17 protein-coding genes, 2 tRNA genes, 3 rRNA genes and 1 riboswitch are annotated in these 23,094 nt (G+C 46.0%); of the genes, 11 read left to right on the top strand and 11 right to left on the bottom strand.

From position 1 onward, the window contains the following. The first annotated feature begins 2 nt into the window (after positions 1–2). Positions 3–110: riboswitch (TPP riboswitch) on the top strand. Between the two features lie 61 nt (positions 111–171). The 4 genes from MDMS009_RS12550 to MDMS009_RS12535 all read left to right on the top strand — a co-directional run bounded on the left by MDMS009_RS12550 (position 172) and on the right by MDMS009_RS12535 (position 3,924). Next, positions 172–2,223, top strand: a complete 2,052-nt coding sequence (locus MDMS009_RS12550) for a TonB-dependent receptor (protein WP_008291875.1) — start codon at positions 172–174, stop codon at positions 2,221–2,223. A gap of 50 nt (positions 2,224–2,273) precedes the next feature. Next, positions 2,274–2,531 (top strand): YkoF family thiamine/hydroxymethylpyrimidine-binding protein, encoded by a 258-nt coding sequence (locus MDMS009_RS12545; protein WP_008291917.1) that lies wholly within the window; start codon positions 2,274–2,276, stop codon positions 2,529–2,531. A gap of 3 nt (positions 2,532–2,534) precedes the next feature. Continuing rightward, positions 2,535–3,140, top strand: a complete 606-nt coding sequence (gene pnuC, locus MDMS009_RS12540) for a nicotinamide riboside transporter PnuC (RefSeq protein WP_008291876.1) — start codon at positions 2,535–2,537, stop codon at positions 3,138–3,140. Between the two features lie 76 nt (positions 3,141–3,216). Beyond that, complete coding sequence (locus MDMS009_RS12535; protein WP_008291881.1) at positions 3,217–3,924, top strand: DJ-1/PfpI family protein; 708 nt, start codon at positions 3,217–3,219, stop codon at positions 3,922–3,924. A gap of 26 nt (positions 3,925–3,950) precedes the next feature. Here the strand turns inward: MDMS009_RS12535 and MDMS009_RS12530 are convergent, their stop codons facing one another. Genes MDMS009_RS12530 through mtnA form a run of 3 tightly spaced genes read right to left on the bottom strand, consistent with a single transcriptional unit; the run spans position 3,951 to position 6,594 of the window. Continuing rightward, positions 3,951–4,868, bottom strand: a complete 918-nt coding sequence (locus tag MDMS009_RS12530; protein WP_008291887.1) for an aminoglycoside phosphotransferase family protein — start codon at positions 4,866–4,868, stop codon at positions 3,951–3,953. Further along, on the bottom strand, positions 4,862–5,536 hold the full coding sequence (locus tag MDMS009_RS12525; RefSeq protein WP_008291909.1) for an SDR family oxidoreductase: 675 nt from the start codon (positions 5,534–5,536) through the stop codon (positions 4,862–4,864). The genes MDMS009_RS12530 and MDMS009_RS12525 overlap by 7 nt, the downstream gene beginning before the upstream one ends. Positions 5,537–5,544: 8 nt before the next feature. Then, positions 5,545–6,594, bottom strand: a complete 1,050-nt coding sequence (gene mtnA / locus MDMS009_RS12520; protein WP_008291898.1) for an S-methyl-5-thioribose-1-phosphate isomerase — start codon at positions 6,592–6,594, stop codon at positions 5,545–5,547. A 104-nt stretch (positions 6,595–6,698) separates the two neighbouring features. Here mtnA and MDMS009_RS12515 point away from each other — a divergent pair, with 104 nt between their 5' ends. From MDMS009_RS12515 to hpnC, 5 genes are read left to right on the top strand one after another with little or no spacing between them, the layout of a single operon-like run. Beyond that, a complete protein-coding gene (locus MDMS009_RS12515) occupies positions 6,699–8,021 on the top strand; it encodes a TRZ/ATZ family hydrolase (protein WP_043888346.1) in 1,323 nt (440 codons plus the stop codon). Beyond that, on the top strand, positions 8,018–8,725 hold the full coding sequence (gene ubiG / locus MDMS009_RS12510) for a bifunctional 2-polyprenyl-6-hydroxyphenol methylase/3-demethylubiquinol 3-O-methyltransferase UbiG (RefSeq protein ID WP_008291895.1): 708 nt from the start codon (positions 8,018–8,020) through the stop codon (positions 8,723–8,725). The genes MDMS009_RS12515 and ubiG overlap by 4 nt, the downstream gene beginning before the upstream one ends. A gap of 1 nt (position 8,726) precedes the next feature. After that, on the top strand, positions 8,727–9,380 hold the full coding sequence (locus MDMS009_RS12505) for an HAD family hydrolase (protein ID WP_008291893.1): 654 nt from the start codon (positions 8,727–8,729) through the stop codon (positions 9,378–9,380). Beyond that, positions 9,371–10,660, top strand: coding sequence for a DNA recombination protein RmuC (gene rmuC, locus MDMS009_RS12500; RefSeq protein ID WP_008291879.1), 1,290 nt, complete (start codon positions 9,371–9,373; stop codon positions 10,658–10,660). Before MDMS009_RS12505 ends, rmuC begins: the two co-directional genes overlap by 10 nt. Beyond that, positions 10,650–11,573: a squalene synthase HpnC gene (hpnC, locus tag MDMS009_RS12495; RefSeq protein WP_008291902.1), complete on the top strand. Its 924-nt coding sequence runs from the start codon at positions 10,650–10,652 to the stop codon at positions 11,571–11,573. Before rmuC ends, hpnC begins: the two co-directional genes overlap by 11 nt. A 91-nt stretch (positions 11,574–11,664) precedes the next feature. Here the strand turns inward: hpnC and MDMS009_RS12490 are convergent, their stop codons facing one another. The 3 genes from MDMS009_RS12490 to MDMS009_RS12480 form a co-directional block, all read right to left on the bottom strand. Then, the gene (locus tag MDMS009_RS12490; protein ID WP_008291888.1) at positions 11,665–12,540 is read right to left on the bottom strand and encodes a TorF family putative porin; all 876 of its coding nucleotides are present in this window, start codon (positions 12,538–12,540) and stop codon (positions 11,665–11,667) included. Then, the gene (locus tag MDMS009_RS12485) at positions 12,537–14,081 is read right to left on the bottom strand and encodes a hypothetical protein (protein WP_008291903.1); all 1,545 of its coding nucleotides are present in this window, start codon (positions 14,079–14,081) and stop codon (positions 12,537–12,539) included. The genes MDMS009_RS12490 and MDMS009_RS12485 overlap by 4 nt, the downstream gene beginning before the upstream one ends. Before the next feature lie 63 nt (positions 14,082–14,144). Next, a complete protein-coding gene (locus MDMS009_RS12480; RefSeq protein WP_008291872.1) occupies positions 14,145–14,585 on the bottom strand; it encodes a cupin domain-containing protein in 441 nt (146 codons plus the stop codon). Between the two features lie 280 nt (positions 14,586–14,865). Here MDMS009_RS12480 and MDMS009_RS12475 point away from each other — a divergent pair, with 280 nt between their 5' ends. Further along, a complete protein-coding gene (locus MDMS009_RS12475) occupies positions 14,866–16,221 on the top strand; it encodes a helix-turn-helix domain-containing protein (RefSeq protein WP_008291900.1) in 1,356 nt (451 codons plus the stop codon). A gap of 131 nt (positions 16,222–16,352) precedes the next feature. Continuing rightward, positions 16,353–16,736: a cupin domain-containing protein gene (locus tag MDMS009_RS12470; RefSeq protein ID WP_008291871.1), complete on the top strand. Its 384-nt coding sequence runs from the start codon at positions 16,353–16,355 to the stop codon at positions 16,734–16,736. Between the two features lie 1,077 nt (positions 16,737–17,813). Here MDMS009_RS12470 and rrf read toward each other — a convergent pair. From rrf to MDMS009_RS12445, 5 genes are all read right to left on the bottom strand, one after another. Further along, positions 17,814–17,928 (bottom strand): 5S ribosomal RNA (gene rrf, locus MDMS009_RS12465). Positions 17,929–18,019: 91 nt separating this feature from the next. After that, a 23S ribosomal RNA gene (locus MDMS009_RS12460) occupies positions 18,020–20,915 on the bottom strand. A gap of 206 nt (positions 20,916–21,121) precedes the next feature. Then, positions 21,122–21,197 (bottom strand) — tRNA-Ala (locus tag MDMS009_RS12455). A gap of 123 nt (positions 21,198–21,320) precedes the next feature. Beyond that, positions 21,321–21,397: transfer RNA gene (locus MDMS009_RS12450), tRNA-Ile, on the bottom strand. A 62-nt stretch (positions 21,398–21,459) separates the two neighbouring features. Then, positions 21,460–22,999: ribosomal RNA gene (locus MDMS009_RS12445) — 16S ribosomal RNA — on the bottom strand. The 16S, 23S and 5S rRNA genes sit together here with 2 tRNA genes alongside, the layout of an rRNA operon. Between the last annotated feature and the right edge of the window lie 95 nt (positions 23,000–23,094).

Below are 23,094 nucleotides of genomic sequence, written 5' to 3'. Positions count from 1 at the left end.
GGAATGTTGCCTCGGGGTGGCCAAAGGCCTGAGATACCTCTTTAAAAAGAGAGAACCCGATGAACCTGATCCAGATAACACTGGCGTAGGGACAGGCTAAAACACCGACTTTCTCCTTTTCATAGTTTGTATGGCGTTGTCTTGTCCTTTTGCCTCCTAAAAAGGATAAATATGAAACGTTCCCCTCTTGCAGTTGCTGTCACAACCGCACTCTTTTCAGTCACTGCTATAGCTGAAGTCACGCCAGCTGATTTACCGGCCATGATCGTCAGTGCTGACTTTAGACCTAATACGGCTCAAGAAACCCCGGTTAGCCTTACCCAAATAGATAACGACGTGATTGAGTCACGCGGCGCGCAACATTTAGACGATGTGTTAAATTTGGCCCCCAACGTGAATGTTTCCAGCGGCGCGGCCCGTGGTCAGTATTTTCAAATTCGTGGTATTGGTGAGCGCAGCCAGTTTTCTGCCCCCATCAATCCTTCTGTTGGTCTGTTGATTGATGGTATTGATTTTAGCCGTACCGGTGGTGCGGCTACCTTATTCGATATTGAATCAGTCGAAATTCTGCGTGGACCTCAAGGAACAAAATTCGGTACCAATGCGTTGGCTGGTGTCATCAATATGAAAAGCACCGAGCCCACAAATGAATTAGATATGCATTTTGAAACGGGCATCGCTGAGTACAACACGCGCAATGTCGGTATTGCTGTGGGTGGACCGTTAGTCAAAGACACCTTATTGGGACGTTTTTCTGTGTATAGCCACCAATCCGACGGTTATATGGATAATGACTATTTAGGACGTGACAATGTACAAAACCATGATGAAGTCACTGCACGGGGCCACCTCAAATGGCTGGTCAATTCTGACCTGACCGTTGATCTGAACCTATTACATATCAATATTGATAATGGCTACGATGCATTCACCTTAGATAATAGCCGTAATAGCCTATCTGATATGCCCGGCGAAGATGCCCAGAATACCAATGCCTTCGCATTAAAAACCGACTACCGTGTTAACAGTGCTTTGCAACTTCAATCTAACGTTACCTATGTTCAGTCAGATCTGAAATATAGCTATGATGCTGATTGGTCGAATGTACCCACATTTAATGCCTTCGAAGAATTTAATCGTGACCGTGAAAATTATTCGGTGGAATTGAAAGCTCTATCTAACGAAGATGGCTGGATATTTGGTGATACAACCGAATGGGCTGTGGGCATTTACTTCTTATCTCAAGACGAAGAGTTAGACTTAAACTCAGACTTTGGCAATTTGGATAATGATTACGAAACCGAAAATACAGCATTATTTGGTCAACTTGATACTCATCTGACTGAAAAACTGACATTAATCACTGGTTTGCGTGTTGAGTATTTCGACGCCGATTACAAAGACTCTAGCAATCTCAATATAGATACTAGTGAACGTCTTTTTGGTGGCAAGTTAGGCCTGAACTACCAACTTAATGACGACCATTTGGCATACACCTCACTTTCTAGAGGTTACAAGTCAGGCGGTGTAAATAACAACGATGCTCTACCTGAAAATGAACGGGAGTTTGATACCGAATATATGTGGAGTATGGAAACAGGCCTGAAATCCAGCTGGCTTGATGGCGATCTGATCACAAATATTGCTGCATTCTATTCCATTCGTCGTGATGCACAGGTTAAGAGCTCTGTTGCTCTTCTAGGTGGAGAATTTAAAGACTCTATTATCAATGCTGGTCGAGGGAAAAATTACGGTTTAGAAGCGGATTTTGACTGGCTTATCAATGATGACTTGCGACTGTTTGGTGCGGTAGGATTACTCAGAGCAGTGTTCGATGAATACGACAACCCAAATCCAGACAGCATCAATGTTGAAGGACGTCGGCAGGCACATGCCCCTAATTATCAGTTCACGTTAGGAACCGAAATTTACTTAACGTCCGAGTGGACGGTTAGAGCGAATATGGAAGGTAAAGACGACTTTTACTTCTCAAATAGTCATAGCTCCAAGTCCGGTTCATACGTTATCTATAACGCTAGCGCTACCTACCAAAAAGAAAACTGGAAGTTCACCTTATGGGGACGCAATCTGTTTGATAAGGATTACTACACACGCGGCTTCTTCTTTGACAACACCCCGCCCAACTACGAAGATAATCCAACAACCTACAAACAATATGGCGATCCACGTGTTATCGGCATGACAGTCAGCTACGACTACTAATTCACAGCTTGAGGGCGTTACACGCCCTCTTTTTTATCTAAGAGGTTTTTATGCGCGTTTCTGTAGATATCAGTCTTTATCCTTTAACCGAAAGATATGTTGAGCCGATTCTGGCGTTTATCGATAAATTGGAAAACAATCCAAAACTCAATATTTCTCGTAACAATCTAAGCACCCAGATCTTTGGCGAATACCGTGATGTGATGGATGCAATGGACGCAGAAATTGAGTCCGTATTTGAACAATTACCGCATAGCGTCTTTGTTCTGAAAATGATCGGCACAGACCGCTACGAAGTCGAAGATTGATCGATGCTAGATACCGTCATTAACGGCTTATCGTCCTTATCCGGTTGGGAAGTATTTGCGGCTTTACTGGGTGTCGGCTATATCATCTTCGCTGCACGTGAATCACAATGGTGCTGGCCAATGGCATTCGTCAGTACCTTGATCTACACCCTGTTATTCTGGGAAGGCCAGCTACCGATGCAAGCTTTGCTGAACTTCTACTACATGGGAATGGCCATATATGGCTTCGTATTATGGCGAGGCCATAAACAGGCTGAAAATAACCTGCCTATCCACAGTTGGTCATTGCAGTTTAATCTGGCTTTTTTAACTATCGGCAGTGTATTAACACTCGTGGTTGGCTATTACTTAGTGCAATACAATGCTTCTCAACAGCCTTATCTGGATGCTGGCATCACTGTGTTTTCAGTGCTTAATACTTGGTTGATGGCTAGAAAAGTACTACAGAACTGGTTGTATTGGGTTGTGATTGATGCTGCTGCGATTGTGTTATATCTGGATACGGGCTTTTATGCCACGGCGGCTTTATTTACTCTGTATACCGTATTGGCAACAGCCGGTTTTTTGAACTGGATACGCTTGTACCGACAACAAGTCACATTCAACTGAATAAACATCGATGATAAAACATCTGCTTTTCGCTTTATGCCTATGCGTCAGTCTAAAGTCTAGCGCTGAACAGACCATGATAAAAACACATAGTCATCAGCAGACAATGAATGCGATTGCTGAGGCCGCTCAACAATCACAACAGGCCGTCCGCATTGCTGTTTTGCTCTATGACAATATCGTCGTGCAGGATTTTGCAGGCCCCATTGAGGTCTTTTCCAAAGCCAAGAAACTCACCCAGGGTCACTATCAGGTTTTTACCGTCGGTTTTGATAAGAATCCGATCAGAACTGAACAAGATGGCTTGGAGATAGTCCCCGATTATGCCATCAGCAAGATGCCTGAAGCCGATTACTTGCTGTTACCTGGTGCCAGCATGCCGGTGATTAATGAGCTGATGCAGCATGATGACTTATCTGCTTTTATCAAAAACTGGAATGCACAACAGAACACAAAAACCGTGACGATTTGCACAGGTGCCTATCTATTGGCTAATACCGGTGCACTGGATGGTAAAAAGGCAACAACCCATTTCTTTGTTGCCAATGATTTTGCACAACTTTTTCCTGCGGTCGATCTGATCAAAGACACCCGGTTTGTTGATGAGGGAAAATATATAACCTCCTCGGGCGTCACTTCCGGCATCGATGCCGCCTTATATATTGTTGGGCAGAACAGTGGCATCCCGCTAAGAAACATGATTTCAAGAGCACTACAATACTCGTTCCGACAACAAGAAAACTGGCCAGAACCTCCCGCTGGTATGGCCTTTCACAGAGACTAAATAGTCCTTAAGCGTCACCTAGTCAGTCACCACCGGTGAGGAGACGTCATCCAACGGTCTAGATTTGACTCACCCAAGGCATTCATCAAAAACAGTAATAAACGATAACTCAGTCTATAGCTGGCGATGTCAGGAAAAGCTAGATACTTTTGATACTCTTGCACAAAGACATCAGCCTGTTTTTGATCCAGCTGATATTCTAATAACACTAACTCTAACTCTGGCGGGCCTATAACGAAGGCATCCAGATCGACTAAAGCAGTGATTTTATTGTCATTGATTAAATACTGATCCCAGCGATTATCTAACATGATTGGTACAAAATAACGTGGAGTGACCTGCTCAAGCTGTGTCATTACCTTATATAACCATGGCTCACCGATACGCAGTTTTCTGCTGTGCCTAAGTAAGGTTTTTAACAACATGGCGGGCCAATCTTCAGCCACCTTATCTGCTTGAAAAAGTTTTCCCCAAGTCGTTTGCTGCTTAAGATGTAATGTCGCTATCTGCCGTGCAAACTGAATCACTAGATCGTCTGTTAAGTGCTTTTTCTGTATTGCTTCGCCTTCAACGACACGGCTTAACACAAAAGCGGCTGAATCATCAGCCTCACCACCACAAGCAATCAGTTCGGGTATGGGTAGCACGCCCTGCTTTTCAAGCATGGCCTGAATAGCATGGAAATGCGCCAAATCATCTGGCAATGAAACATCAAATAGCTGATGCATCATTTGCCAGATAGGAGACTGCTCCACCGTAGTCCGATGACAGCGTTTTAGTATCATATCGCCATCAGCAGTCTCGCAGCGCCAAAGCTGATGGGTGCTATCTTCAAACAGTGACGGGATGCGCTCTGCTGAATAAAGTTCAGGTAATGCCGAGTCTGACTTTAACTGCTGAAATAGGTTAGAACCCGCCTTATCTGAGTCACGTTTTTCTACCAAGGTAACGCTTCACCGTTGGTGTGCCAGAAACCACCGGTATTTTCGAGCGTTAACGCTTCCATACGTTTAATCAAACCTGACGCTGATTCATCAGGATCAATCAAGCCGCCATGGCCGGTCATATCAGTACGCACCCAACCTGGATGCAAAATAGCAACCGCAATACCTTGAGGCTTTAAATCAATAGACAAGGACTTACCGGCAGCATTGACGGCAGATTTTGACATGCGGTAAGCATAACTACCGCCAGAATCATTATCAGCTATAGACCCCATTCTGCTGGTGATAATCCCCACTTTGCTGCCCTGATGCAGGTTAGGCAATAAGGCCTGTGTTGTTAGTAATGGGCCTAAACTGTTAACCCGATACATTTTTACGAAACTATCGATCGCGGCATTATCAATATCCCCCAGTCCAATACCACCAGCAATCCCCGCGTTATTGATGAGCCAGTCGATATTTCTGCCAGCCAGTTTATCTGCCATAACAGCTAAACTTTTGGGCTCACTGACTTCGACATCTTCAATAATTTCGACATGAAGCGCTTTTAGATCGCTCGATGCTTGTCGACAAGTCGCAATAACGTGCATGCCTTTTGCCGATAATTGTCGGCAAAGCTCAAGACCGATGCCGCGGTTAGTGCCTGTTATCAGTACCGTTTCTGTCATAAATCCTCCTAGTTTTGCTTTAACTTCAACATTAATTGCGCTGTTGGCGACAGGATAACACCCGCCTCGGTGACAATGGCGTCGATTAAATCCGCAGGGGTTACATCAAAAGCAGGGTTCACAGCCTTCACATTATGTGGCGCAATCGCCTCCTGATTGAAATGTGTGACCTCAATGCTGTCACGGTGTTCAATGGGAATTGCACTGCCATCGCTTAAATTCCAGTCAATGGTTGAAACCGGGGCTGCCACCATCACTTTCACTCCATGATATTTTGCCAACACTGCCAAGGTATAAGTACCAATTTTATTGGCGGTATCACCATTTGCTGCAATCCGATCGGCGCCGACAATGATCCAATCTAGTTTGCCTGAGGCCATTAACAAGCCCGCCGCAGAATCAGACTGCAAAGTCATGGGTATACCTTCCTGCATTAACTCCCAGGCTGTTAAGCGACTGCCTTGTAACCAAGGCCGTGTTTCATTGACATAGACATGCGTCACTTTATTATCTGAAAAGCCTTGGCGAATAACGCCTAAGGCTGTGCCAAAGCCGGCTGTTGCAAGAGCGCCAGCATTGCAATGAGTCAGTATGGTGCTGTTGTCATCTAAAAGTGCGGCACCAAATTGACCCAACTTTTTATTTGCTTCTACATCTTGCCGATGAATGAGTTGGGCAGCTTCCAATAAGTGATGCTCTGGCGATTGGTCACTGGCCAATTCATCCATAACACGCTGCATCTGCTGAATTGCCCAAAACAGATTAACGGCTGTCGGCCGCGAGTCAGCCAGTTCATCAAGCGATGCAGTGAGGGCCTCTTTCCAATTTACAGCTGCCATATCCCATGCTTGCCTTGCAGCCAAGACAACGCCATAAGCAGCAGTCACACCGATTGCAGGAGCCCCTCTGACAACCATGGTTTTAATCGCTTCCGCTACGGCGCTTGAATCGTTAAACTCAAGCCAGCGTTGTTGATGCGGTAACACTCTCTGATCTAGCAAAAATAAACTATTTTCCCGCCAGATAATCGGCTCTATTGTCTTGGTTTTTGTAGCCAATCTATGCTCCTGTACGCATTTAATCATATGTCTAAACACATTTTTTTGAATCACTGCTCGTGCAGAGTAGGTTTTTCACTAACGCCAACGGTATAATCGGCAACATGCAAACTGTCGACTTGATTATAAATGCACGCTGGATAGTGCCTGTAACGGCTTCGCAGCAGGTTTTGGAAAACCATGCTGTTATTGTAAAAGATAGCCGTATTGTAGCGCTTCTCCCTCAGCAACAAGCAACACAGCTTTATACCGCTGCTGCCACTCACGACATGAATGAACACTGTCTGATTCCCGGCCTGATAAACAATCACGCACATACTGCCATGTCGCTGTTTCGCGGCTTAGCTGACGATCTGCCGTTGATGACATGGCTTAATGATCATATCTGGCCTGCCGAAAAGCAGTTCGTTGGTGATTCTTTTGTCGAGTCGGGTAGCGCTTTAGCGATTGCTGAAATGATTCGTGGCGGCACCACCTGTTTCAATGATATGTATTTTTTCCCCGACGCGACAGCTCGCATCGTTGATCGCAGTGGCATCCGTGCCAGTCTGGGCATGGTAATCATTGAGTTTCCAACTAACTGGGCAGCGAATGTTGATGAGTACATGCATAAAGGCCAACAATTGCATGACCACTATCGGCATCACCCACGTATTACCACAGCCTATGCTCCACATGCGCCCTACACTGTGGCAGATACGACCTTAGAAAAAATTATCGTGAATGCTGAAGAAATGGATCTGCCTATTCATATGCATATCCATGAAACCGCTGCTGAAGTATCACAAAGTGTTGAAGACTTCAGTATGCGCCCATTAGAACGCTTGAAGCAGATCGGTCTGCTCTCACCACGCCTGATAGCAGTGCATATGACACAGCTAAGCCATGAAGAAATCGAGTGGTGCGCCGAAGCGGGTGTTCACATCGCGCATTGCCCAGAGTCTAACTTAAAGCTAGCCAGTGGATTTTGTCCGGTTAACGAACTGGACAAACAAGGCGTCAATATCACTATCGGTACTGATGGCGCTGCATCCAACAATGATCTGGATATGTTTGCTGAAATGCGGCAAGCAGCATTATTAGCAAAAGCGGTCGGCCAAGACCCTGGCGCCATCCCCGCACATAAAGCCATTGAGATGGCAACGATTAACGCAGCCAAATCACTGGGCCTGGAACAGCAGACTGGTTCGCTTGAAGTCGGGAAATATGCCGATCTGGTTGCTGTCGATATGTCGAGTCTGGAAAGTCAGCCCATGTTCGATGTTGTCTCACAACTAGTCTATGCAACTGGGCGTGATAAGGTGACGGATGTGTGGGTTGCAGGTAAGCAATTACTTACAAGCAGACAGTTAACCACGCTTAACGAAACCAAAATTATTGCTGATGCCCAACAGTGGGCAAACAAAATAGGATCTCAGAAACCATGAGCCAAACTGATCACAATGTTGATCCCAATGAAGTAGCTAAATTCGAAGCGTTAGCAGCAAGTTGGTGGGATTTAGAGGGCCAATCTAAACCGCTACATGAGATTAACCCACATCGCACCGGGTATATTGCTCAGCGCTGCAAACTAGATAATGCAAACGTCATTGATGTAGGTTGTGGCGGCGGTATTTTATCTGAAGCCTTGGCAAAAAATGGCGCTAAGGTCACCGGTATTGATATGGGAGAAATGCCGCTCGATATTGCCAAACTTCATGCCATGGAATCGGGACTTGATATACATTACGAGCAATCAACAGCAGAAACTATGGCATCCAGACATACTGCGGAGTTCGATGCCGTAACCTGTCTTGAAATGCTGGAACATGTGCCCGATCCTGCCGCTATCATTCAAGCATGTGCAGATTTAGTTAAACCCGGTGGTGATGTGTTTTTCTCAACATTGAATCGTCACCCCAAAGCATACTTACTAGCTGTCGTCGGTGCCGAATATGTCATGAATATGCTTCCCAAAGGTACACATGACTATAAACGTTTTATCCGCCCAGCCGAATTAGCCAGCTGGTGTCGTCAAGCAGGGTTGCAGGTTAAAAACATCACCGGAATAAGTTATAACCCGTTAACCCGTCAGTTTAGCCTTGGTGACGATGTCAAAGTGAACTATATCGTTCACTGCCATAAGGTCTGATATGGCGAAATATGATGTTATTTTCTTCGATCTTGATGGTACCTTAGTTGATACGGCTCCCGATCTGGCATTTGCTTTAAATCAGTTACTTGAGCAGGAAGGTAAGCCCCCACTTCCCTACGAAAACATTCGCCCCGTTGCCAGTCACGGTAGTGCAGGTTTATTAGGCTTAGGCTTTGCTATTACGCCAGTAATGGACGCTTTTAAACCACTGCAAGAACGATTTCTTCAGATTTACCAAGACAATCTATCTCGTCAATCAGCATTGTTTGATGGCATGGAAAATATTCTCGATACCATAGAAAAAACGGGCAAGCAGTGGGGAGTGATTACTAACAAACCTGCATTCTTAACGCTTCCGCTTATGGCCGATCTAAAACTCGATAAGCGGGCAGTCTGCATCGTCAGTGGCGACACCACAGCAAACAGCAAACCACATCCAGAACCCATGTTACATGCCTGTCAGTTAACACATGTCGAGCCAAACAACTGCCTTTATATTGGTGATGCCGAGCGAGATATTGCGGCAGGTCGTAATGTAAACATGCACACCATCATCGCTAACTACGGTTACATCAGTGAGAGTGACAAGCCTGAAACATGGCAGGCCGATGCGATGATTAACCACCCCAGCGAGATTATGCAATGGATTTAGCTATCGACTTTATTCTCAGACACCAAATGAGTTTAATTCTACTCACTGTCGGCATCGTTTTTGGCGCCCTGATGGGTGTTTTTGCACGAAATAAAAAAATTCGCATGCTTGAAACACGTAACAGTGAGCTGGCATTAACACTGGAATTGGAACAAAAAAATAAACAACAGCTTGATGCTATGCTCGACCAGACTCGCGAGCAATTAGCGAACACCTTCAACCAACTCTCGAATGAAGCCTTAAACCGGAATAACAGCAACTTCCTTCGTTTAGCCGAAGAAAACTTAAAGCGCTTTCAAAGTGAAGCTAAAGCCGATCTCGGCACCAAAGAAAAAGCCATTGAGCAAATGCTGAAGCCCATTAATGAAGCATTACAGCAAACCAGCAAACAAATTCATGAGATCGAGAAAGACCGAAAAGAGAGCTATGGCAGTCTTCGCAGCACCATCGATCAAATGACTAAAAGCCAGCAGCAATTGCAGCTGGAAACTCAGAATCTGGTACAAGCGCTACGTCGACCGGAAGTTCGAGGTCAATGGGGTGAAATGACGCTACGTCGCTTGGCAGAACTCAGTGGCATGGTTGCGCACTGTGACTTTTTTGAGCAAACACATACCAATACTGAAACCGGCAGTATTCGCCCCGACATGATCGTCAAGCTACCAGAAAAACGCGACATCATCGTTGATGCTAAAACGCCGCTAGACGCCTACCTTTCTGCCATACAAGCTAAAGATGACAGCACCCGACAAAAAGAACTCAAACGGCATGCACAAGTGATTCGTAGTCGCGTGAAGGAATTGGCCCGTAAAAACTATTGGGCGGAGTACAGTAACTCCCCCGAGTTTGTAGTGTTGTTTATACCTGGTGAGCAATTTCTGGCAGCCGCCCTCGAAGTTGATCCAGCCTTGCTGGAAGACAGCATGAGTCAAAATATTATTCTGGCAACACCGACTAACTTTATTGCCCTACTCCGAGCTGTCTCTTATGGATGGAAACAACAAGCTTTAGCTGAGAATGCTGAAAACATTCGTGAACTGGGTGAGACTTTATACAAGCGTCTTTCAACTTTTGGTAATCATTTAAGTAAGTTGGGAAATAGCCTCGGCAGTACCGTGAATCACTTTAATAGTGCGGTGGGCTCACTGGAAAGACAAGTCTTGCCCGGTGCACGTAAATTTACCGAAATGGGAATTAGCAGCAAACATAAAATCAGCGATCTTCCACCAATAGAACAGCAACCCAGACCGGTACAACAAAATACTGACGATGATCACTAAATCAGAGCTCGATAACGCCTATCGTTTTTGTCAGCAACTTGCTCAGTCTCATTACGAAAACTTTCCCGTCGCGTCGTTGCTTTTACCCAAACGCTTACGTAAACCTATCAGCGTAATTTATGCCTTTGCGCGTACAGCTGATGACTTTGCTGATGAAGGCAGTGAATCTGAATCGACTCGACTAGAGCAGTTAGAGCAATACAGCACGGCGCTGAAGCAAATCAGTGCGGATAATTATCAGGGCAATGCGCCTATTTTTATCGCTTTACAGGATGTGATTCAACAGCATCAGCTACCCATCGGTTTATTTGACGATCTGCTTAGCGCCTTTAAACAAGATGTGGTGAAATCTCGCTATGCGAATTTTGATGAGGTATTAGATTATTGTCGTTTCTCGGCTAATCCGGTGGGCCGATTACTGCTGTATCTGAATGGCTCACCAAGCCAGCAACAACTGCAACAGTCAGATGCCATTTGTAGCGCTTTGCAACTCATTAATTTTTATCAAGATATTGTTCAGGATTACACCGAACAAGATCGTATTTACATACCGCAAAATGAATTAGCTGCTACAGGCTTAAAGGCGTCCGATCTTATCCAGCCAGATTCAGAGAAAATTGCGCCTCTAATTCGCAGCTTATACCAGCGCACAGCAGATATGATGCAAGCCGGTTATCCGCTTGGCGCGTCATTGACTGGAAGATTAGGTTGGGAAATCAGAGCAATGACGTTAGGCGGTATTCAAACGTTAGCTTTGTTGCGACAACAATCTGATCGCAGCCTACTCACACGGCCCAGACTGAAAAAAACAACTTTGTTTGGCATTATGCTGCGTAGTGCTCGAAAGGGACAGTATATGAATCGTTGTCAGCAACTCTTGCTGCCCGAAGATAAAAAAACATCACCGGGGTAGAGACACCCCGATGATGAATAGAGAGGATGAAATTGCTAAGCAATTTCTGCTGAAAACTTCTCGGTTATGGATGCAAGGCCAACACCGAGATTTAGAAAGACTTTGACACTGCAATCATAACCCGATCATCAACAATCTGATGGTTCGAATCAAAACCATAGAAATCATGTTCGCCTTTCTTGATATCCGTATCGTGGTATCTCACATCAACGTTGAAGCCATATACATTACGGCTTAAACCAACATTCCAGTGCACCCAATCAATATCTTCCTTGCCATCACCGTTCGCGTCCAAACTCGGTCCGCTGTTATCAAAGAACTGATAGCCCACACCGCCCGATATGGTAAAGCCATATGGCAATAACCAACTCGGATGAATGGCCACATTGTGAGATTGCAGATCTTCAACACCAAACCAGTCTGTAATCGTGGGTGAGTATTCTAGTTTCAGGTTAAAACGCCCAAACTGCTTATCAATGTAATTAAACATTTCTAAATAGTTAGAATCGCGATCTCCCGGATAGACATATTGAAAGAACATGCCGTTGTAATTAATACCGGTTCCCGCAATGTCATTCGTTGCATAACCAACATATGGCCCCCAAACGGCATTGATATGTGGGTTATTACCTTCTGCATCATCACCGGGAAATAGATTGTTTGCTCCGTAATAGCCGAGATAAATACCACTAGAATGCGTCCAGGTAATGGCAGCTTTAATTGATGGAATTTTGCCATCATTGGTTTCTGACTCACCTCGAAAGACATAATCTGAGGCAAGCTCAACCCACGTACTGAACTTACCACCCAGCACCGTATCGCGATCAAGATAGTCAGTAAAATGCGTCGACTCTTTAGCCGCCTTCGCCGGACCGACTTCTGCTTGCCCTTCATCTGCCCATGCTGAAGAAGCAATCGTTGCCCCTAAAACCAAAGCAGATAATGTCGTTAATGTTTGCGTTTTCATTTTTTAAATTCCTCATCAAGTGATGCTTGCATAACGGGACGACACATTGTCGACTCAGAGGGCACCATTCCTTGAGCCATATCCAAAACAGGGGGATCGTTATACGTCACAACGGGGCTGACCTCAGGAAAAGTCAAAGTCAATTCCGCCGGGATCTCCTGACTGTCAGCATTGGTAATGTCATTTGAGGTGTTGTAATGTTCGGTGAAAACACCATAGTGACCGGGCTGCACTTTATACGTGACTTGTTTTGTACCCACGCCTGCATTAGCCAGATACTTGTTTGGATCGTTCCAGTCACGACCATCCAAGTTTGCGAAAAACTTGATATCGACCAAGACTGAGTCACATAACGGCGTCACCTCTTCGTATTGCGTTGGCCAACCTGAGCCACCCGAAGTGTCAGGGTAACGGCCCCAGTCACCACCTTTTAATGGACAAGCGCCACCGCCACCGAACGAATGACGATCCGGATGATGTACACCATAGATTGGTAAACCAATAGCTCGCGCTTGCCCGCCTTTTTCCAGGTGAAAACGAGGTTGTTGTGTGACCTCTGTTTTGAGTTTTACTTCTTTATTTTTCAAAGAAGCATAATATTCACCATCGGGTCTTACGTAGCTATGATCTGCATTGTCGACATTGTCATAAACAGCCGTGACAAACAGGTAGGGTTTATTAAAGAAAGGTCTCTCAACTAAGTAATACTCCGCTTGGGTTTTACTGGTATCAACCGCTTCCCATTTCACATGCAGTGCGTCCTTACCTTTCTGACCCACATTCACCCACGAGCGCGCATCAGGGAACGATTTCAAACGCAGTACTTTTCGATAATTTTCTTTAATATCTAAACCGGCACGTTTACCCAGTGGTCCAATCTGACCCTCAGCGGGTTGGTTGAAAGCAAAATTCATCGCTTTCTTGGCGTAGGGGTAATCGTTTGCCGACATAGTGCAGTACCAGTTCGGCAAATCAATCGGCTCATGCTGCTGATATTTGCCATCAAATGTTGCATGCGTGATTGGCAAATCGATAAAGTTTAAAGTACCTGCTTCATTGAGTTTTTGATCGGGATATTTATAGCCGGACCAACTTTCATTCGGCAGATACGCACTGTAATTTGACTCGATTATTTTCTGATTTTCTGGTGCATTTAAATCTGCGCCATCAGGCAGGCCTTTTGCCCCTTTTTTCAAATATTGTCTTACTGTGCCTTTTTCCTGAATACGCCACAGACCATGTTTACCCTCGCCGATCATTGTGAAAACCTGCTCAACCACATTCACAAAGCGATAGGTTGAGTTGGTATTCATATAACCGTAATAAACAGGCAGGTGCGGTATTTGTGAATGGGTTTTGCCCGGACGACCGATTCCTAATAACGTTTTTTCTTTATTGTCTTTCGAAATGTATTGGTCGCTGGTGTAATAGAACGGATCACCTGCAGTTAAATCTGTCAGGTTCGCCTCAGCCATCACAGCCACCGGGCTAGTCATTGCGATACACAATGGAATCATTCGAGCTAATGAGGATTGTTTCATCTCTCTCTCCTCTAATAATTTTTGTATTACCCTTGAACCTAAGTTCAAGATTCCATGTATTCGTTAAAACAACTTACGTTGGCCACAGGCATATGCCAGACCGGAGTCGTCTGTAGAAAACGTGATTGTTGAGCCCTTAGGAAAGAACAACACATCACCTTTCTCACCTTTGACTTTTTGCTCACCATCAGAAAAGTAGATATGACCCTCTAAAACGATTTTGTGATCGTCATAATCGTAGGTGTACACCAGCGGATTGCCTTTTTCGATTTTGAATAAACCACATGAAATCGGCGCTTTCGGATCACCGGAACCGACAATATCTTCAAAATAGGCATTCACGCCTGGCTCATTCATAGAAGCAATCGGCATAGATTGCGCATCTTCAAAGTACTTCAGGTTTTTGCTACCGACAGGTACTTCAACTCCGTGAGCCATAACTAACGTGGTGGCTGTTACTGTTGCTGCAAAGATTGCAGATGTTACTACTTGAAACGTTTTCATCTTGAAACTCCGTAACTCTAGTTAAATAGATTTGTATTCAATAGCTTGAACAACTTTGCATCCGCCTAAAATTCATTAAAGGAAACAAAGGTGCCTTATATGAACACGGAAATAGTTATATTCTTGCCGAATTTACGTGTCAAGTAATTTATTACTTATTATGTAACATTATTGTGTTATAACTGGATACGGCAGGCTTCGTGATAAGATTCTTTTTTGATTAACTGCCAACTAACTGTCGTATAAAACGACTGGTTTGCGCGTAAATTTGAGTAAAGTTATGAAACAAAACGGCTTTGGAGATCGGCTAAAACAGCTGCTAAAACAAAAGCACCTGACTCAGGCCCAAGTGGCTGCAGCGGTCGGCACGTCAGTCCCATCCGTCAATCGCTGGACTAAAAACGGTGAAATTGAATACGACAACCTGAGAACATTGGCTGACTTTCTGGAGGTCAACTGGGTCTGGTTACGCTACGGCGATGAAGCTATCGAGAGCCTGCAGAACGTTACATCAGACAAATCCGAAACCATGACAGATATGCGACGCGAGTATCTTAATCAGATTCTTGATAATGAAGCGCGAATGAAATCAGCCTTGGAAATGGCTGAAATTGTTAACTGGGAATGGAATGTACTCACCGGCACGCTCTCTCACTCTGACAACGCCGTTAATGTATTTGGTACAGAACCAGAACGTCTTCGTGCTCAGATGTTGCCATTCGAACACTATGATTTGGGCGCCATACTCGACTTATTTAACGCTAAAGAACCGCATATATGGGACTTTAAAATAGAGGGTAAAGACTCTGACCAGCGTTGGTTCACATCGCGTGGCAAGATCATATTCGATGCGGCTAAACGTCCTCTCAAAGTGATTGGAATTAGTAGCGAAATAACAGACAGAAAAAAAGCAGAGCAAGCGCTGCAACGTAGTGAACATATGATGCGAAAGATCATTGAAACTGTCCCTGTTGGTCTCTGGGCAGCGGATGATAAGGGTAAGATTTGTTTAGCCAACCAAGAAGTCAAACGAATCTGGGGCGGTGCCAAGTATGTCGGCCTAGATCAATATGGCGAATATAAAGGTTGGTGGGATAAAACGGGTAAAGAAGTGGGTCCCGAAGGCTGGACTTTAGCCAGAGCGGTAAGTGCTGGCGAAACAAGTACGGCTGAAGTCGTCAACATTGAAGCATTTGATGGTGAACTCAGAACAATCATTATGTACGCTACCCCCCTCTATGATAATGATGCAAAGATTATAGGCGCTATAGAAGTTAACCAAGATATTAGCGAAATTAAGCAAACTGAACGCGCTCTACGTAAAGAGCTTGAGCAATGGCAGTCGGTATTTAATCAAGCCTTATTTGGTGTGATCAAGCTCGATAATGATCTACAGATCATTCGGCATAATGACTTTTTTACAGATAATGATAGCTATCATACTGCTCCCAAGCAGCTATCTGACTTATTTGATGAAGCGACCACACTGGCGATCAAACAAGCTATACACTCATGTGACGACGTCAATATGCAGCAATTTACACTGAGTGGTCATATCAATCACACTTCTGAACCTAAGAAAATTTATGTCCTACATGATAAACAAGATACAACCACTTTTATTTTCACGGTATAGAGCGATAGATCTGGACAAGTAAATACTACTTTTGGTGCATAATAAGCAAAATCAATACTCCCTAAGACTCATTGTTTTCACCACACATTACTGACAAAGTAAGAGCTTTAAGATGTAGTCTGGAGCTAATTATGAAAACCATTTCTTTTGGAAAGTTTGATACTAAAAACACCACGCCAATTACAGATGATCTTGCTGGTTGGGTTCCGGTAGCAGGTAGTCCGTCGATGACTACTTGGCTCGAGCACGTGCCTGAAGATGGCAAGTTCCTAACTGGTTTTTGGGAAGCCACTCCCGGCACATATCAAGTTACCTATAACGCAGATGAAATGGTACATATTTTCGAAGGTAAAGCCACATTAACCGATGAGAACGGTGAGTCTAAAACCTATGTCGCCGGCGATAGCTTTTTAGTTGAAGCAGGCTTTAAAGGACAATGGAAAACAGAAGAAACCATTCGTAAGATCTTCGCTATTCGTATGGGACAAGATGTGGCTTCACCATTTGGTGAATAAGCTAATTCAGTACCGACGCATTAACAATTAGCTCTATAGAGACCATCTAAGTTGGGAGCGGCTAAGAAATTCGTTAAGTCCATTGAACAATGGATAGCTATGCAGCTAACGTGACGTTTGATAAGAAAAGGCCATCCTTTTGTGGTGGCCTTTTTTTATATTAAGGCCTGGCAATTACTGACAGGGATATCACGCATGGCTATAACGCATCCGCCGTTATCGTTGAGATGCTTTGATGAGATGCCTCCCTGCATCTCGCCTCCGGCGGTCCATTAGCGCTCCCGGCGATAATGTCATATGGGGACATCCCGCTTCAAGATAGTAAACTGCCAACCCTCAAGATAAAAAAATACCCTGGCCTCAATGAGAACCGGGTATCTTCTTAGTATTAAAGCCTGGCAGTGACCTATTTTATCAGCCACATCCCTGTGGCTGCCCCTTCGGGCTCGCTTCGCTCATGCAATATCGTTTATCTCCATGGATGGCGTGTATGCAATGCCATGTCCGGAACATGGCTTGTTCAGGCGATATTGTCACTTCGTTCAAGCAGGTCACGGTCTAAACATCAGGTATAAAAAAAGTCACCCGCATACAGGCTGGTTTATGTTTCGACCTAGTTTGACTGGGCACTTCCTGTGCCCAGCCCTTCGGGCGCGTATCAGCGTCCATTATCGCTCCCGACGATAATGTCACATGGGGACATCCCGCTTCAAGACAGCACAATCCCACACCTCAAGACAAAAAAATACCCGGACCTCAATGAGGACCGGGTATCTTCTTAGTATTAAAGCCTGGCAGTTATTTACATGGATGTATGGTGGCTACCGCTATCCTGCTAACGTAACACTTGAACAATCCCTGTTCATCGTATGCCTATAATTCAGGAGCCGTTATCGTTGACCTACTTTATCAGCCACATCCCTGTGGCTACCCCTTCGGGCTCGCTTCGCTCATTCAAAAACGCTCCCGGCGTTTTTGTCACATGGGGTGTTGCCATACTCAGGTGAGTGCATTACAAAACTATTAGACAATAAAAAAGCCCGACTCTTTCGAGACGGGCTTTTCTATTGTATTAAAGCCTGGCAGTGACCTACTTTCACATGGGAACTCCCACACTATCATCGGCGCTAAGCTGTTTCACTTCTGAGTTCGGTATGGGATCAGGTGGGACCAACTCGCTATGGCCGCCAGGCATAACTGGTTACTAGCGTTCACTAGCTAATTCGGAAAATCGTAACAAGGTGAAGCGCCTATGTCGCTCCCCAAGTGTAACTTGGGGTTATATGGTCAAGCCTCACGGGCAATTAGTACTGGTTAGCTACATGCATTACTGCACTTCCACACCCAGCCTATCAACGTGGTAGTCTTCCACGGCCCTTCAGGAGCTTAAAGCTCTGTGAGAACTTATCTTGAGGGGGGCTTCCCGCTTAGATGCTTTCAGCGGTTATCCCGTCCGAACATAGCTACCGGGCAATGCCATTGGCATGACAACCCGAACACCAGGGGTTCGTCCACTCCGGTCCTCTCGTACTAGGAGCAGCTCCTCTCAATTCTCAAACGCCCACGGCAGATAGGGACCGAACTGTCTCACGACGTTCTAAACCCAGCTCGCGTACCACTTTAAATGGCGAACAGCCATACCCTTGGGACCGGCTACAGCCCCAGGATGTGATGAGCCGACATCGAGGTGCCAAACACCGCCGTCGATGTGAACTCTTGGGCGGTATCAGCCTGTTATCCCCGGAGTACCTTTTATCCGTTGAGCGATGGCCCTTCCATACAGAACCACCGGATCACTATGACCTACTTTCGTACCTGCTCGACGTGTCTGTCTCGCAGTCAAGCACACTTTTGCCATTGCACTAACCGTATGATGTCCGACCATACTTAGTGTACCTTCGTGCTCCTCCGTTACAATTTGGGAGGAGACCGCCCCAGTCAAACTACCCACCATACACTGTCCCTAGCCCAGATAATGGGCCGAGGTTAGAACTCCAAACATACCAGGGTGGTATTTCAAGGGTGACTCCACACAATCTAACGACTGTGCTTCAACGTCTCCCACCTATCCTACACAAGTAGGTTCAAAGTTCAGTGCAAAGCTGTAGTAAAGGTTCACGGGGTCTTTCCGTCTAGCCGCGGGTATACGGCATCTTAACCGCAATTTCAATTTCACTGAGTCTCTGGTGGAGACAGTGTGGCCATCGTTACGCCATTCGTGCAGGTCGGAACTTACCCGACAAGGAATTTCGCTACCTTAGGACCGTTATAGTTACGGCCGCCGTTTACTGGGGCTTCGATCAAATGCTTCTCCGAAGATAACATCATCAATTAACCTTCCAGCACCGGGCAGGCGTCACACCCTATACGTCCTCTTTCGAGTTTGCAGAGTGCTGTGTTTTTAATAAACAGTCGCAGCCACCTGGTCATTGCAACCCCTTTCAGCTCCACGAGCAAGTCGCTTCACCTAACAGGGGCACACCTTCTCCCGAAGTTACGGTGCTATTTTGCCTAGTTCCTTCACCAGAGTTCTCTCAAGCGCCTTAGAATTCTCATCCCATCCACCTGTGTCGGTTTGGGGTACGGTTCGTTATTACCTGAAGCTTAGAGACTTTTCCTGGAAGCCGGGTATCAATCACTTCGCTTCTATTGAAGCTCGTCATCATGTCTCAACTAAGTCAAGCGGATTTGCCTACTCAACACGTCTACACACTTAAACCAACATATCCAACAGTTGGCTGATCTAACCTTCTCCGTCATCCCATCGCAGTAATAACAAGTACAGGAATATTAACCTGTTTCCCATCGACTACGCATTTCTGCCTCGCCTTAGGGGCCGACTCACCCTGCTCCGATTAGCGTTGAGCAGGAAACCTTGGATTTTCGGCGAGGGGGCCTCTCACCCCCTTTATCGTTACTCATGTCAGCATTCGCACTTGTGATATCTCCAGCACCCCTCTCAGGACACCTTCACAGACTTACACAACGCTCCTCTACCATGCGTGTAAACACGCATCCATAGCTTCGGTATATGGCTTAAGCCCCGGTACATCTTCCGCGCAGGCCGACTCGACTAGTGAGCTATTACGCTTTCTTTAAAGGATGGCTGCTTCTAAGCCAACCTCCTAGCTGTCTGGGCCTTCCCACATCGTTTTCCACTGAGCCATAATTTTGGGACCTTAGCTGATGGTCTGGGTTGTTTCCCTTTCCACGACGGACGTTATCACCCGCCGTGTGTCTCCCGTAATTGCACTTCTCGGTATTCGGAGTTTGCATGGGTTTGGTAAGTCGGGATGACCCCCTAGCCCAAACAGTGCTCTACCCCCGAGAGTGAGATACGAGGCGCTACCTAAATAGCTTTCGAGGAGAACCAGCTATCTCCTGGCTTGATTAGCCTTTCACTCCGATCCACAGTTCATCTCCGCATTTTTCAACATACGTGAGTTCGGGCCTCCAGTAAGTGTTACCTCACCTTCACCCTGACCATGGATAGATCGCCAGGTTTCGGGTCTAATCCATGCAACTAGTCGCCCTATTAAGACTCGGTTTCCCTGCGCCTCCCCTATTCGGTTAAGCTCGCTACATAAATTAAGTCGCTGACCCATTATACAAAAGGTACGCAGTCACAGAACAAGTCTGCTCCTACTGCTTGTACGCACACGGTTTCAGGTTCTATTTCACTCCCCTCAACGGGGTTCTTTTCGCCTTTCCCTCACGGTACTGGTTCACTATCGGTCGATAAGGAGTATTTAGCCTTGGAGGATGGTCCCCCCATGTTCAGACAAGGTTTCTCGTGCCCCGCCCTACTTGTCGCAAGCCTAGTACCAATAACGCTTTTTCGTGTACGGGACTATCACCCTCTATCGCAGGCCTTTCCAGACCATTCCACTAAAACGTTAAATATCACTTGCAGGCTGTTTCGCGTTCGCTCGCCGCTACTAGCGAAATCTCGGTTGATTTCTTTTCCTCCGGTTACTTAGATGTTTCAGTTCACCGGGTTCGCCTCAATAAGCTATGTATTCACTTATTGATACTTACCAAAGGTAAGTGGGTTTCCCCATTCGGAAATCGTAGGGTCATAGCTCGTTTATCAACTCGCCTACGCTTATCGCAGATTTCTACGTCCTTCATCGCCTCTTATCGCCAAGGCATCCACCATGTGCGCTTATTCACTTGACCATATAACCCCAAATCATCTTCGGGATCATATGTTCGTTACATATTACGACATAAGTTTTTCTTTACTTAGAATGTCACGCTGTATCACTACAGTATTTCATTCTGCCTTGTTACTTTTTTCCGTTTTGTTAAAGAGCAGTGTAAAAAAACACTTTTCAACTACCTCAGCAAGGTAACTCAAAAGTGCTTTCTACCAGAAAAGATATTGGTGGAGCTACGCGGGATCGAACCGCGGACCTCCTGCGTGCAAGGCAGGCGCTCTCCCAGCTGAGCTATAGCCCCAAATAGGAACTTCCATGGGTACCACGTTACCCCTGTATCAAGGGCTTTTTCTCAATTTGGATTTTGTCGTTGGCGAAGCGTGTTAACACGTAAGCCAGCTAGAAAATTCAAAGTGAGGAAAAGTGGTGGGTCTGGGAAGATTTGAACTTCCGACCTCACCCTTATCAGGGGTGCGCTCTAACCAACTGAGCTACAGACCCAGATATCTCTTCTGTGCAGTATCAAGTAATTTGTGTAGGCACTTACGCCGGTCACCTTTATGAAAGGAGGTGATCCAGCCCCAGGTTCCCCTAGGGCTACCTTGTTACGACTTCACCCCAGTCATTGACCACAAAGTGGTAAGCGACCTCCCGAAGGTTAGTCTACCTACTTCTTTTGCAGCCAACTCCCATGGTGTGACGGGCGGTGTGTACAAGGCCCGGGAACGTATTCACCGCGGCATTCTGATCCGCGATTACTAGCGATTCCGACTTCACGCAGTCGAGTTGCAGACTGCGATCCGGACTACGACAAGCTTTATGGGATTAGCACACTCTCGCGAGTTAGCAACCCTTTGTACTTGCCATTGTAGCACGTGTGTAGCCCTGGCCATAAGGGCCATGATGACTTGACGTCATCCCCACCTTCCTCCGGTTTGTCACCGGCAGTCTCCTTAGAGTGCCCAACTTAATGATGGCAACTAAGGACAGGGGTTGCGCTCGTTGCGGGACTTAACCCAACATCTCACGACACGAGCTGACGACAGCCATGCAGCACCTGTGTTACGGTTCCCGAAGGCACAATAAAATCTCTTCTATCTTCCGTACATGTCAAGGCCAGGTAAGGTTCTTCGCGTTGCATCGAATTAAACCACATGCTCCACCGCTTGTGCGGGCCCCCGTCAATTCATTTGAGTTTTAGTCTTGCGACCGTACTCCCCAGGCGGTCAACTTATCGCGTTAGCTTCGATACACAAAGAATAAATTCTCCATACACCTAGTTGACATCGTTTAGGGCGTGGACTACCAGGGTATCTAATCCTGTTTGCTACCCACGCTTTCGCACCTCAGCGTCAGTAATGGCCCAGTGAGTCGCCTTCGCCACTGATGTTCCTTCAGATCTCTACGCATTTCACCGCTACACCTGAAATTCCACTCACCTCTACCACACTCTAGCCTACCAGTCTCAAATGCAATTCCCAGGTTGAGCCCGGGGCTTTCACATCTGACTTAATAAACCGCCTACGCGCGCTTTACGCCCAGTAATTCCGATTAACGCTTGCACCCTCCGTATTACCGCGGCTGCTGGCACGGAGTTAGCCGGTGCTTCTTCTATAGGTAACGTCACGGCTATACGCTATTAACGCATAACTTTTCCTCCCTATTGAAAGTGCTTTACAACCCGAAGGCCTTCTTCACACACGCGGCATTGCTGGATCAGGGTTGCCCCCATTGTCCAATATTCCCCACTGCTGCCTCCCGTAGGAGTCTGGGCCGTGTCTCAGTCCCAGTGTGGCTGATCATCCTCTCAGACCAGCTACAGATCGTCGCCTTGGTAAGCCATTACCCCACCAACTAGCTAATCTGATATAGGTTCATCTGTCAGCGTGAGGCCCCGAAAGGTCCCCCACTTTCCTCCGTAGAGCGTATGCGGTATTAGCAGCCGTTTCCGGCTGTTGTCCCCCACTGTCAGGCAGATCCCTATACATTACTCACCCGTCCGCCACTAATCAGAAACAGCAAGCTGTTTCGTCATCGTTCGACTTGCATGTGTTAGGCATGCCGCCAGCGTTCAATCTGAGCCATGATCAAACTCTTCAGTTTAATTTAGCTTGTAACTTTATAAGACAAAGTTACCAAATCTTGATTGACGTTGAACATATGAATGTTTCACGTCAGGTTTTCTAGCAACCTAACGT

This window comes from Methylophaga thiooxydans DMS010 (genome assembly GCF_000156355.1).
In the GTDB taxonomy this organism is placed as follows: domain Bacteria; phylum Pseudomonadota; class Gammaproteobacteria; order Nitrosococcales; family Methylophagaceae; genus Methylophaga; species Methylophaga thiooxydans.
Note: the sequence above shows the minus strand (reverse complement) of the source record. Positions and strands in the feature narration are given on the sequence as shown.